General features: G+C 39.1%; 8 protein-coding genes. 5 read left to right on the forward strand and 3 right to left on the reverse strand.

Annotated elements, in window-relative coordinates; translation table 11 throughout:
* Genes Q4597_RS04545 through Q4597_RS04555 form a run of 3 tightly spaced genes read right to left on the reverse strand, consistent with a single transcriptional unit; the run spans position 1 to position 3,551 of the window.
* On the reverse strand, positions 1-1,521 hold the full coding sequence (locus Q4597_RS04545; protein ID WP_303404902.1) for a sugar ABC transporter ATP-binding protein: 1,521 nt from the start codon (positions 1,519-1,521) through the stop codon (positions 1-3).
* A gap of 39 nt (positions 1,522-1,560) precedes the next feature.
* Positions 1,561-2,616 carry a substrate-binding domain-containing protein gene (locus Q4597_RS04550; RefSeq protein WP_303404904.1) on the reverse strand — a complete coding sequence of 352 codons (1,056 nt, stop codon included), beginning with the start codon at positions 2,614-2,616 and terminating at the stop codon, positions 1,561-1,563.
* A gap of 38 nt (positions 2,617-2,654) precedes the next feature.
* Positions 2,655-3,551 (reverse strand): hypothetical protein, encoded by an 897-nt coding sequence (locus Q4597_RS04555; RefSeq protein ID WP_303404906.1) that lies wholly within the window; start codon positions 3,549-3,551, stop codon positions 2,655-2,657.
* Positions 3,552-4,066: 515 nt separating this feature from the next.
* On the opposite strand from Q4597_RS04555, the gene Q4597_RS04560 reads away from it, so the two are divergent.
* The 5 genes from Q4597_RS04560 (at position 4,067) to Q4597_RS04580 (ending at position 13,071) form a co-directional block, all read left to right on the forward strand.
* A complete protein-coding gene (locus tag Q4597_RS04560; protein WP_303404907.1) occupies positions 4,067-5,998 on the forward strand; it encodes a hypothetical protein in 1,932 nt (643 codons plus the stop codon).
* Between the two features lie 12 nt (positions 5,999-6,010).
* Positions 6,011-6,676, forward strand: a complete 666-nt coding sequence (locus Q4597_RS04565; protein WP_303404908.1) for a DNA-binding response regulator — start codon at positions 6,011-6,013, stop codon at positions 6,674-6,676.
* A 108-nt stretch (positions 6,677-6,784) separates the two neighbouring features.
* The gene (locus tag Q4597_RS04570; RefSeq protein WP_215438667.1) at positions 6,785-6,994 is read left to right on the forward strand and encodes a hypothetical protein; all 210 of its coding nucleotides are present in this window, start codon (positions 6,785-6,787) and stop codon (positions 6,992-6,994) included.
* Positions 6,995-7,211: 217 nt separating this feature from the next.
* Complete coding sequence (locus tag Q4597_RS04575; protein ID WP_303404910.1) at positions 7,212-10,616, forward strand: LamG-like jellyroll fold domain-containing protein; 3,405 nt, start codon at positions 7,212-7,214, stop codon at positions 10,614-10,616.
* 658 nt (positions 10,617-11,274) lie between these two features.
* A complete protein-coding gene (locus Q4597_RS04580; protein WP_303404912.1) occupies positions 11,275-13,071 on the forward strand; it encodes a ParB/RepB/Spo0J family partition protein in 1,797 nt (598 codons plus the stop codon).
* Positions 13,072-13,134 lie beyond the last annotated feature (63 nt).

The following is a 13,134-nucleotide window of genomic DNA, read 5'->3' on the forward strand; positions in this document are numbered from 1 at the left end:
TTATGTTGTTTTTAATGCTTTTCCAATGGAGTAGCGAAGAATGTTCTCTTCGGAAAATTGCTCTTTGGTCAACTCGCCGTAAAAAGTACCCTTGTGCATGACCAGAATTCGGTCCGATATACCCATTATTTCTGGCATATCGGAAGAAATGACCACTACACCTACACCTTTCTGGGCAACTTCATTTATAAGGTTATAGATTTCAACTTTTGCACCAACATCTACACCTCGCGTGGGTTCATCAATTATAATTACTTTACTGTCTATACTAAGCCATTTGGCCAAAGCCACTTTTTGTTGGTTGCCGCCACTTAAATTACCCACACTAACTTCTGAACTAGGGGTCTTAATATTTAGCTTATCAATTAAGGAGGATACGTTTTCTTGCTCTTTTTCCGTCTTTAAAAAGCCTAGTCTGTTGGAAATGGGTCCAAAATTGGTAATGCTTATATTCTTTCTTATGGAAAGTGGTAAGAAGACGCCTTCTTCCTTACGGTCTTCGGATACAAAGCCTATTTGATGTCTTGCAGCATCAACGGGCGACTTTGTTTTTATCTCTTTTCCGTTTAGAATTAAGGTTCCCGATTTTTTCTTATCGGCACCAAAAATCAATTTGGCAGTTTCGGTCCTTCCGCTACCTCCTAATCCGGCTATTCCTAGAACTTCACCAGGTTTAACGGAAAACGATACGTCATGAACCAGGTTGTTCTTAGCTGTTAAGTTCTTGACTTCAAAAACAGGTTCCAATCCTATTTTTGCATGACGTTCCGGGTACAAGTCTTTTAGTTCGCGTCCGATCATTAACCGAATAACACTATCCGTGTCAGTCTCGGAAACGGGCACGCAACCTGTGTCCACACCGTCCCTAAGGACTGTTATGGAATCTGCTATTTTAAAGATTTCCTCTAAATGGTGAGAGATGTAAATGATGGAAATGCCTTCTTTCTTTAACCTGAACAAATTGTCAAACAATTTTTGTGTATCAGTAGGGTCAAAAACGGTAGTGGGCTCGTCCAGTACCAGTACTTTTGTGTCTTCGGACAGGGCCTTGGCTATTTCTACTACTTGTTTTTGAACAATACTCAAATCTCTTACTCGCGCAGATGCATCAATCTTAAAGCCTAAAGAGTCTATAAGTTCTTGTGCGTCTTGGGTTATTTTTTTCCAGTTCATCCAAAACTTATTTGCTCCAAGTTTGTGCAAATAAATATTCTCGGCAACGGATAGGTCGTTTACCAGCGATAGTTCTTGATAGACCACACTAATGCCTTTTACCTGGCCTTCATGTGTGTTTTTTAGATTTAGCTCTTCGCCGTTCAGCAAAATTTTCCCACCATCTTTTTGGTGTACACCGCTAAGGATTTTTACTAATGTAGATTTGCCGGCACCATTCTCTCCAAGTAGCGCATGAATTTCTCCGGGCTTTACCTTAAGATTTACACCTTCAAGTACAGAAACCACTCCAAAGCTTTTTGATATTCCGGTCATTTCAACTCGGTATTCGCTATTTTTAGTCTTCATGTTTAACAAGGTTTGTTAATTGAGTATTGCGGACCTTCCTTAAAATATAGCATCTGGCCTGTAGTATTGTGCAGCATTCTCTTTTGTGATTAGTAATGGTGCAGTATATGAGTTCTTAGGGAAATCGGTTTTTCCGTTCATGTATTCAATGGCATACTGAACTGCGTTTTTTCCTATCTGTACAGGACTGTTCATGGCGGTGCACCCGTAAAAATTGGTTTCCATAATGTATTTAATAGCCTCTTTTTGTCCGTCTGCACCGGCAACTATTAAAATATCATCAGTTTTGCCGGCCTGGGCAATTGCTTTTATGGCTCCTAGTACGCAAACATCAGATTCAGTAATGACTACGTTTACATCGGGGTGGGCAACCAAAACGTCTTCCATGGCCTGCAATCCGCCGGCATAGGACCAGTTGGTGTACATTTGGGTTTTAATGTTCAGGTCAATATAGCCCAACGTTCTAAGTTGTTCTTCCGTAATGCCCTGTAGCAGCCCTTGTTTACGGGTTTTGCCCACTGGGTTACCGGCATTACCGCTCAATAAGGCTATGTTCATTTTTTCTTTACCGAATTTTTTGGCTAGCCATTCTCCTGCAAGTTCTCCGTTTGCCAAGTTGTTGGATTGAATGGTGGTTACGAAATCTGCGGATGGGTCAATAGAACTGTCTATGATAAATACTGGAACACCGGCAGCTTTGGCGACTTTGGTGACGCCTACCAAGGCATCTGGGTCTAGTGGGTTAAGGAGAAGCGCATCTATGCCTTTTGTGATCAAGTCCTCAACTGCGGCAATCTGTTTGTTAATGTCATTTTGGCCATCGGCGGACAAGAAGGTCATACCATTTTTTTCGGTAGTGGATTTAATGCTTTGGAATAGCGCTTGGTAGTAGGGTGCGTTTAGCGAGGGGGTGCAATAGCCTATTCTTTTTTCTGAGAGGTCTATTTTACTTACGAAATTTTCCTCCGTATCATCAGATGTGTTGCTTGAGGATTTGCTTGTCTCTAACTGCTTGGCACAACTACTCACCAATAGTAAAGTAACCACCATGAATGGGCCAGTGATTTTCATTAAAGCTGAATTTTTATTTTTCATAAACAATACTGTTAGCTGTTATTTAGGTTCAGGTTTTGTTAAAATAAGGAAAAATCAAGCGACAAGACCGTTGCTTGCTTCTCTGGGTTCCACATTGCAGTAACTTCAACCGGTAGTTCGTAGTTGGCTACGGTAATATTCTTGTTCAAGGCCAATCCTACATTAATAACATTTGCTTTGTCCTGGGTGTAGAATGTTTTATCTGTTAAGAAAGACCATGCGCCACCGGCAAACAAGGATAGTTCGTAATTGTCAATTTTCCATACTTTGCTCTTTATTTCGAAATAATGCGTCCATGAGTTTTTTAAAGAGCCACCAGGTTGGATTTCATAATCTCCGGAACCACCGCCTATAATGGTAGCCAGGTATAGCAATGTGTTTGGAGTAATATTGTAACCAAAATTGATATCAACAAAATTATATCCCTGTGTTTTATCATAGCTCCAATAGTGAAGTGTGTCGCCCCTTTCTTCTACGCCTGTGTAATTGTTGTGCGATACGGCTTCGGCAAAAAATGTATCAGAAAGACGATAGACGGCATAAATGGAAACCTCCTTATAGTTGGCCCTTACGTTCTGCCCTGAATCCTTATGGATAACATCGGTAGTGGTAAATCCGGCACCGCCCCAAGCACCAAGTGTAAATTTTTCATTCTTTGAATTATATTCCAAATGGGTGGCGAACATGGCTCCAGGATGTACTACAGAACCGTGCCATATATGCATGTTCTTTAGATGGCCGCCAGTGTTAAAAGCTTTGTAGCGGTCTTCGTTTTTTGTTTCTTCCTGTGCTTCAGCTGAATTAATGCCAATGAAGAGAGTGAACAAAAAAACCGTCATAAAAGAGGCTTTATAGAATAGTTCAATTTCTTTAGGATGTAGATTCTTCAAAGTAAAACCGATTCTACTTTGTGAAATGGGTAGTATTAGTTTCATAATGTGAAGGTTACAAGTTGATTATAATAAACGTCTTTTTTACGTTTATTAAGCAAATGAAAACTTTATTTTTTTACTTACCAAATTAATTAACATAAATAATGTTATATTTTACCTTAATTATATGCGAAATTATCTTTAATGCCTTTGCTTTTTTTAGAAAAAGTGAAATTTTCATATAAAATGTAAATTATACGTTTGATGTTTGTTTAGTAGGGTGTGTCTATGGTTTATTAGTCTAAATGATTTTATGAGAGAAATGAAAATATCAGTGTTTAATGAACATTCATAACCAAATTTTGTAGGATGTTCTATTACAGAAAAACACATAGTCACTTTAGAAAAAAAGCAAAAAGGAATTTTATGAAAAAGTTGTTTCGGTCAGATGTTTTTGGAGTGATTTGGTCGGAATTCAAAGGGCTGTTTAAATGGGACAAGTACCAATTTAATTTACTATTTTGAGCCCTGCTTTAACGCATGATTATTTAGTTCAACCTCAGAATTCCCCATTGCTTGTGAAGAAGTTACTTTTTTTAATTTCTTTTTGTTTCATAGTTTGTTGTTCTTCAAAGAATGAACCTTCCGGTGTGGGCAGTGCTGGAGTTTCGGACAGCACTTTGGTGTATTATAACCTTTCAAAAGAGAAGTCGCTTTCACTCCAGGAAAAACTACGGGCCATAAATGCATCTTATAAAAAACTAAAAGACCCCGTTGTTGATTCCCTTTATGGGTATGTGCTTGATGAAAAAAGTATGCTTCATTTTAGCTCGGGTCAATATGATAGTCTTTTGAAGTATAGTGATCTTTTGGTAAGTCAAAGGGATAAAATAGGTAAGGCATCGCTTTTAGCGGAACACTATTATTTAAGGGGGTATTATTTTGCTGAAATTGAGCATGATTATTTTAAGGCCGTTGAAAATTATTCACGTTCAAAAGAATATTATCAAAGTCTGAACGATAGTGTTGGGGTAGGGGACAACTTAATGAATGTTGGTATTATTCAAAAGAACAACAACGATTTTTTTGGTAGTAAAGAAACGCTTACCGATGCTTTAAAATTTTTAAAATCACCTACGGATAGGGCTAATTGCTATAATACCTTGGCAACCAACCATAGGAAATTGTTGAATTTTTCCGATGCTGTAAAATATTATCAAAAAGCAATTGGTACCACACAATCAAATATTGATAAGCTGATCTATGAGAACAATCTGGCTGCAAGTTACATAGATAGTAAAGCGTATGATGATGCTATTGATTTGTTGGGTAGGATAGCAAATGACTCCACCTTAAAGAAATATCAGAAAGAATATGCTCGGGTTTTGGACAATTTGGCCTATGCAAAGTGGTTGGCAGGCTCTTCTGTCCGGGAAGATGAATTTCAAAAGCCGTTGGCCATTAGAATTGTTAAGGAAGATAAAAGAGGGCAAATAGCCAGTTATACGCATATGGGCGAATTTTATGGTGCTGTCAGTCCGGAAAAATCCAAAGTCTATTTTGATTCGGTCATACACCTATCTAAATCTTTAAAAATACCGCGTGCGGAAAAAGATGCTTTAAAACAGCTGATGAAGTTATTGCCGGCAGATGTGGGTATGAAAAATAGGTATGTGTTTTTGCAAGATAGTTTGTACGAGCAAGAATTAAAGGTAAAGACCCAATTTGCAAAATATAGGTATGATGACAGGTTTAAACAAGAGTCCATTCTACGCTTAGAAAAAGAAAATGCGGAACGCAAATTGGAAGTGGTTGAACAGCGAAATCAAAAAATTATATCCTATTCGGGCTTTGCGTTACTCTTATTCGTTTCTGTTTTTGCGGGGTTCTATTTAGTGCAACACGCAAGGCACTTGAAGCAGGAAAATAGGACAGTAAAGATAGAAGCTACGTATGAGACCGAAGCTGAACTGTCTAGAAAACTACATGACGATTTTGCCGGAAAACTAAATCATGCCATGGTTTTACTCCAAAACGGAGCCCAGCGTACCGAGGTCCTAAACGTGGTTGATGGCCTTTATAACCAAAGTCGGGATTTTTCAAGGGAAATCAATGATGTGGATACGGGACCCAAATTCAAGGAAGTGCTTTTTGGTATGTTAAGTGGCTATGGCAGAAATGCACAGTTACTGGTTACCGGAAGTTTGGAGGTAGAATGGGATAGTCTTTCTGCGTTAACGAAAAAAACCTTGTACAAAGTGCTGCAGGAGCTAATGATAAATATGCAAAAGCACAGTGGTGCTACAGTGGTGTCCATTCATTTTAAACAGTTAAAGAAAAAATTGGTAATTAGTTATGCCGATAACGGTAACGGAGCAACAAAAAGTAGCTTAAATAATAAAAATGGACTCTGGAATACAGAAAAGCGTATTCAGGCAATAAAGGGAAGTCTTACTTTTGATTCAGATAAGGGCGATGGTTTTAGGGCCCAGATTGAAATTCCGAATTAAAAAGTACAGATTATGTTCAAAAAAATACTTATTGCCGAAGATTTTCAGGACACCAATAAAGGTATAGTCAATGCCTTGGAGAACCGGTTAGAGGTAGAGGATATACAGGAAGAGCTGTATTGCGATAAGGCGTATAATAGATTTAAGGTTGCTTTTCAAAACGGGGAGCCGTATGAATTGTTAATTACCGACCTCTCGTTCAAGGAAGGGCCGGTAGAACGCAAACTAACTTCCGGACAATCGCTAATTGAGGCTATACGGGTGGTAGACCCCAATATAAAGGTTATTGTAAATTCTATGGTAGATGACCCAGCTGAAATCAATCCTCTTTTTACCGATCAGCAAATAAACGGTTATGTCTGCAAGGGCCGTAATGGGTTGAATGAATTGATTATGGCTATACAGGAGGTATCCCAGCACCGTACCTATGTTTCTCCGCAAATTAACCTAAATGGTGGGAGCGCCCTTTTTGAATTGGATAAGTATGATCTTATGATTCTACAAGATCTTGCAGAAGGTTTTACCAAAAAGGAAATCTCCGAAAAATTAAAAAGTCAGAATATTTCTCCTAACAGTGAGAGTACCATAGATAAAAAAGTAAGCAGATTGTTTGATGCTTTTGGGGCAAAGAACACCCATCACCTCATAGCCAAACTTATAAAACAAGGTAGAATCTAACACTATATTTTTCATTATATCACCCGACCAATAAATGTCAATCCCTTACGGATATCTGTAAGGGATTGTTTTGTAAAGGTGTTAGGTTTGGCAAAAGTTTTATAACCAATGACCAGATACTATGTTAACAATACGGCTCAGGCCAATGGAGACTATGATGTGCATAAAGAAGATTGTAATTTACTGGCCTTTATTTTGAGTAAAACCGATCTAGGGGTTCATGGTTCTTGTTATTTGGCGGTAGATGCGGCTAAACAAATTTATAAGCAGGCAAACCCTTGCCAACGTTGTGCAAAGGGCTGTTGTAGTCCATCCTAAAAGTTATAAAGAGTAAGACCGGCCTGCAGAGGAGATGATTGGGGGATTGTCAAATTTGTGGGTTTGGTCTTTAATACTGATGATTCACACAATAAAAAGTTCTACTGTGCGTTAGAATCGTTAAAATGCAAAATATATCGATGAGTGACATCTAAAATCTGTGATTCATACGTATGTGTAATGTTACAGACAAATCATTCAAAATCCCCCATTCCCCATGACTTCATTTATTGATTACTTTAAAAGTAAACCCCTTTACAAGCAAAATTTTTTACTAGTTAGAATTGTTTTATTGGTAATGCTCTTGAGCTGTACAGGTGCAAGTGTATTTGCCCAAAAAACTAATTTCTCCGTGATGGAGGTTGTTGAAATAGAATTCAACAGCCAACAACAATATAGCAACCCTTACATGGAAGTAGATGTGTGGGTTGAGCTAAAGAAAGAAGGTTCGGCCGGTGAGGCATATCGTATTCCCGTATTTTGGGATGGCGGAAATGTATTTCGTGGTCGTTTGGTGGCTACTTCACCAGGTAACTGGTCTTGGAAAGTGCTAGACGAGACAGTTACAAAATCTGACCGCGGTTTTATGGGTAAAAGTGGAACGTTTAGTGCGTCTATTGCAGACGTGAGTAGCAATCCCAATAATCGCGGATTTATCAGGGTGGCCCCTAACAAACGAACTTTAGAGTATGCAGATGGTACTCCCTTCTTTTTCACCGCCGATACGTCTTGGTCCGCATTGACTGCAGTATTTGGTTTTGATCGTGCTAATGACATTTCCGGTATATCGTTTAAGGATTATATTTCAGCAAGGAAAAAGCAGGGCTTCAATGGGCTTAATGTTATTGCAAGTTTTCCGGATGATACCTATCTAGAGCAATTAGGAAGGAATTTGGATCGCCCGGGTAAAGAAAGAGGTTTGTGGGCCAGTGAGACTTGGGGTGAGAAAATTGCACCTAATGGTGAGACTCCTTTTGAATTGAAGACTAGAGGGCAATCCATAACCGATAAACTTCCGGAAGCGGATTATCAAAAAATTGACCCAAAATATTGGCAGTCCGTAGACCAGCGGATGCAATTCTTATCAGAGCAAGGATTTGTGACCTTGTTCGAATCCATAAGAAGACATGAACGATGGCCATTTCGCTCTCAGGTAGAGAAAAACGCATTTTATAACTATATCCGCTATCTATGGGCGCGATATGGATGCTACAATATGATTTTTAGTTGGGTGCACCATGATACCAACTCGGGAAATGTATATCCAGAGTGGTTAAAATTGGTTAAACACGCAAATAGTGAACTTAACAAAAAAATTGGAGGGTATAAAATGCCCTATGGTCAGCCTAGGACCGCAATGTCATACAATACAACATTAAAGAATTGGGAACGGGACATACCTACGGCACTTGATATTCAAAATGTGAGTAATGCAGAGAGGGATGAGACCATGCACTCTTGGTTGCGGGATATTTATCACGGAAGAACAACTAAACCTGCATTAAATTTAGAACCGTTTTATCCAGGTTGGGGTCTGCATTCCATGAACGAAATCAATCCGGGAATGGATGACACCAGCATGGCGCAAATGCAAATGTACGGTTCCGTGTTAAGTGGTGGTCTGGCGGGCCACGCTTGGGGAGATGCGTGGTACGCCGGGGCGGCAAGTTCTACCTCAAGGTCTGGAGGAGCTACCGTTGTGCCTGTTAATGAGCCTCAAGTTAGCGCGCTCAACGCGTTTGAATCCCAGTCTATGGGGCATTTAAAAGATTTTATATTGGACAAGGGGCATGATTACAGTCAATTGGTGCCTGCTGCGGATACTCATTTAAGTGATAGTCAGGACTACTTGCACACCTTATCTGTATCCAAGGACAAATCGTTCGCACTTGGTTTTTTTACGGCAGACTCTAGAAAGAATGCTAAAGCGCTGCCCACATTAAAGAACTTACAACCGTCAAAGACCTATCAGTTTCAATGGTGGGATGTGAACAATGGAGGTTGGATTTCCTCGGAGAATATCACAACAAATGGCTCCGGGGCCATGAAAACACCAGCAGTACCCAATAATGACCGCACTAAAGGTTGGGCGTATAGAATTAGAACAGAGAATCTTGTTGATGAGGATGATGTAGATACTGATAAGACGGATACGGATACGGACACGGATACCGATTCGGATATCAATTTTGCCCTTCGCATTAACTCTGGTGGGCAGGCAACAACTTACAAAGGAGATACGTTCTTGGCAGATACTTACTATGATGAAGGCTTTACGTTGAATAGACCTCAAACCGGTCTTGATGATCCGTTCAAAAAATTCAGATTTAGCCGTTCCCAGGTAATGAGTTATAATATTCCATTGAAAAACGGAGACTATACGGTAAAGCTTCATTTTGCCGAGTTGTGGTTTGGTGCTACCGGAGGAGGTTCCGGAGGTGTGGGTAAGAGAGTTTTTGATGTAAACCTAGAGGGTGTATTGGTAGAGGATAACCTGGACGTTTTTGCCCAAGTTGGAGCGGAGACCGTGCTTACTAAGGCGTACACGGTAAATGTTTCCGATGGACAATTAGAGATAGATTTCTCTTCACTGCTATTAGATGGGGGTGTTAGGCATCCTATTATTAATGCCATTGAAATTTTAGGGACGCAAGAAGAGGTAGAGGTACCGCCTGTTGCCGATAGTGAAGATGAAAGTATACCTGATTTAGTGGGGCATTGGCCGCTGGATGAATTGAACGGGGTGAGTGCGGGTGATACGAGCGGACTTGGACGTACCGGTGTGCTTCAGGACGGATTAACTTTTGACAAGGATAAAGTAAGTGGTCAAATAGAAGGGGCTTTGTGGTTTGATGGAAGTGATGACCATATTCGCCTGCCAAATCTAGATGATAATTTACAGGAGGGCTTTTCGGTTTCGGCTTGGGTAAATCCTAGCAATGCAGAAGGTAGTTACCAAGGAATCGTAGGTAGTACTACTTCTGGAGGATTTATGATGTTCGTTAACCGAGGTAAACTTGGTTTTAAGGTAACTACACAGGAGAACCGAAGAAAATTAATAAGTAAGGGAATTATTAAAAATGATGTGTGGCAAATGGTTACCTGTACTTATGATGGTAGTGATATGCGTTGGTATATAAACGGAGAAAACGTGCACAGTGAGGCGCTCTCAGGTACTTTAAAAGATAGGAATGTAGCTTGGATAGGATGGTCCGGATGGGGCAAGGAATATTTTAAAGGCGGTATTGATGCGGTGCGGTTGTTCAGTACGGCACTTACCAAGCAGCAAGTATTATCCTTGTTTGAAGAAGAAAGTGCGGCAACGGGCTCTGGAGATTTGGCTTCCAAGTCTGATGTGTCTATGGATAATAATATGAGGACTAGAGTTACTCAGCCTGCATACGTTCATCCTAATCCAACTATAGGTAGCTTTAGGATAACTGGAATTGTTGAGGGCGAAAAGGATATTGTTGTGGCCGATTTTTCTGGACATGTATTACTCTCCTTAAAAACGGATGACGCAGAGCCCGAGTTAGACCTTTCGGCATATCCTGATGCTATCTATATAGTTAAAGTGCTTCAAAACGAGCTCGAATGGAGTTTTAAAATAATAAAGGAATAGGTGTAACTAATAAAACACGTTTCTTTTAAGACGTATAAGAATAGACCATGGCATTTTTGTTGTGGTCTTTTTTTGTTTGATACCCAATAAAGTTGTCGCTTTACTTTTTGAGGAAAGACTATTTTAGGGGAGAAAGGAAAGGTGATATTTGAAATTAAAAAAGCCTCCAACTTGCGTTGAAGGCTTTTCGCGGTCTGGACGGGACTCGAACCTTGCTCAACGAGCCCAGTCGCTGTGGCACTTCTGCCAAATATCTTCATTAATGTTGACGATTTGTGAACTAATTCCCGTAGGTAATAGTTTCTTTTAATTCGTCTGATGCAAAAATAGTAATTCTTTTCAATTAATAACATTTAAAATCAAATAAATTGAAACGTTTTAGGTCGTAGAAACTAACAATTCACTTCTAAATTTAAGAGTCTGTTTTATAATAAAATACTCTATTGATTTAAAATAACTTTCCTGACGTAGATAATCTGGAGAGTTTATTATCATACAATATCACCGCAATTTAAACTCGTAAAATACTTCCATCAAAAGACTACGGCATAAAGCCAACACTTCTTCCCTACTCATTTATTCCGTTTCCTTTTGAGCCAAGATTTTATCTTCCGTTTGGTTCCTGCTTAAATATTGTTTAATCTAAAATTTAAGTATTATGACAACAAAAGCAAGTACCACAAGTAGAAACGGTAAGGCAAGTACAGCCGTTAAAAAGGAGGTCAAAGAAAGATTGACACAAAGGGCAATTGGGCTTCAAATTCAGAACCTGAGTATTGATAAGGTAATTCCCGACCCAATGCAACCAAGAAAGACATTTAACGAAGCATTACTGCAACAGCTTTCTGAGAGTATAAAAAAGCACGGTGTACTTCAACCTATTACTGTCCGTAAATCTGGAAAAGAGTATATCATCGTGATGGGCGAACGTAGGTTTCGTGCCAGTAAGTTGGCAAGCAAGAAAACGATACCCTGTATCGTGAGAACTTATAAGAATAATGATGTTCTAGAAGTTCAAATCATCGAAAATCTACAGAGACAGGATGTAGAACCGACCGAAGAAGCGGAGGCAATTGCCTTTCTGAGCGAGAAATATGCACCGTCTGAAATTGCAAAACGATTAGGGCGAAGTGATAATTTTATAAGACAGCGTTTAAAATTAGCTGGTCTCATAGAAGGGTTTAAGCACTTTGTACGTAATGGAGATATGACCATTTCCCTAGGGATTGGTATTGCGCTATTCGAGCCGGAAGAACAACAAATGATGCTTGAGACTATGGGCGAAGACTTCAATGTCCATCAAGTCAACAGAATGATTAAAGACCAGACCTTTGATTTAGAAAAAGCACCTTTTGACGTAGCTGACAAGAAATTGATTGTAAAAGCTGGAGCTTGTAATGAATGTCCTTTCAATGCAGCAAATCAAGGTAATCTGTTCGGGGATGGTAAAATGGTATGTACAAAATCAGCTTGCTATGAATCGAAGAAAAGCAAGTCGTTCTTGAACCTGCTTGAGAAATCAAAGAAAGAGAATATTATTCTTATTCCGGAGATACAAAAGTATTGGGCAGACGAAGAACGAAATCAGCTTGTTATTGCCCAACTGGAAAATAGTGGATTGAAAGTCTATCTTCTCGATGATGTAGAAATAATTGAGCGTCCTATCGAACCTACAATAGAGGCAATCAAAAAGGAGTACCAGCATTACGATTATTCTGAAGAAGAATTAAAGGAGGAATATAACGTTGCGCTTGAAAAATACACAGAGGAATTGGAAACATACAATTCTGCAAAAGAAAATGGATTTGTAAATGGTATCGTTTTCCATCCTGAAACATATAGACACAAAGAAGTCTTTGTAAAGATTGTTGAAAAATCAAAAAGTGAATTGACTACACACTCAGCACCATTGGCCGATAGAAAAATGGCTGATTGTACCCCTGAAGAACAAATTATTAAAATCAACGAAAGGGAAATCCGCAAGAAGCAAATCGATAACAACAAGCAGTTTGAAGAAGTTGTCGAAATGATAAGAGATACCAAATACATAGAAACCAAGAAAACGCTTTCGGTAGATGAAATGGTGGCTTTCTCAATATCGCTATTTGAAAATAATGTTGACTATATGAGCCAACAGAAATACTTTTCAGGACTGTTAGGCGATACCTCAAAGATGACGAGAATTGAACTTATCGAAAATTTCAAGAAGAAGTTCAAAAAAGAAATCTTCCATAAGTTAATAAGGTATATCCTAACGAAACAAGTACATTTTGGCGAAAGTAATCACGTCAATAATTTAACCAATATTTCATTTTACAATGCAATGCAGGGTTACTATAAAACAAAGATTGCAAATATTGAAAAGGAATATACAGAAAGAAGAAACAAGCGTGAAGGACGCTTGAAAGAGCGAATAGCAGTTCTTGAAAAGCAAATTCAGGAATTGAACGATTAGCTTTTGTTGTTTGAAGAAGGGTCGGCATCCGTGCTGGCTCTTCTTCTTTTTTTTGATAATACT

Source organism: Zobellia sp. 1_MG-2023, assembly GCF_030549125.1.
GTDB classification, from domain to species: Bacteria; Bacteroidota; Bacteroidia; order Flavobacteriales; family Flavobacteriaceae; genus Zobellia; species Zobellia russellii.

Coding starts and splice junctions, on each gene's coding strand:
- Q4597_RS04575 (WP_303404910.1), top strand. CDS start 7,212: ATGACTTCATTTATTGATTACTTTAAAAGTAAACCCCTTTACAAGCAA.
- Q4597_RS04580 (WP_303404912.1), top strand. CDS start 11,275: ATGACAACAAAAGCAAGTACCACAAGTAGAAACGGTAAGGCAAGTACA.
- Q4597_RS04555 (WP_303404906.1), bottom strand. CDS start 3,551: ATGAAACTAATACTACCCATTTCACAAAGTAGAATCGGTTTTACTTTG.
- Q4597_RS04565 (WP_303404908.1), top strand. CDS start 6,011: ATGTTCAAAAAAATACTTATTGCCGAAGATTTTCAGGACACCAATAAA.
- Q4597_RS04570 (WP_215438667.1), top strand. CDS start 6,785: ATGACCAGATACTATGTTAACAATACGGCTCAGGCCAATGGAGACTAT.
- Q4597_RS04545 (WP_303404902.1), bottom strand. CDS start 1,521: ATGAAGACTAAAAATAGCGAATACCGAGTTGAAATGACCGGAATATCA.
- Q4597_RS04550 (WP_303404904.1), bottom strand. CDS start 2,616: ATGAAAAATAAAAATTCAGCTTTAATGAAAATCACTGGCCCATTCATG.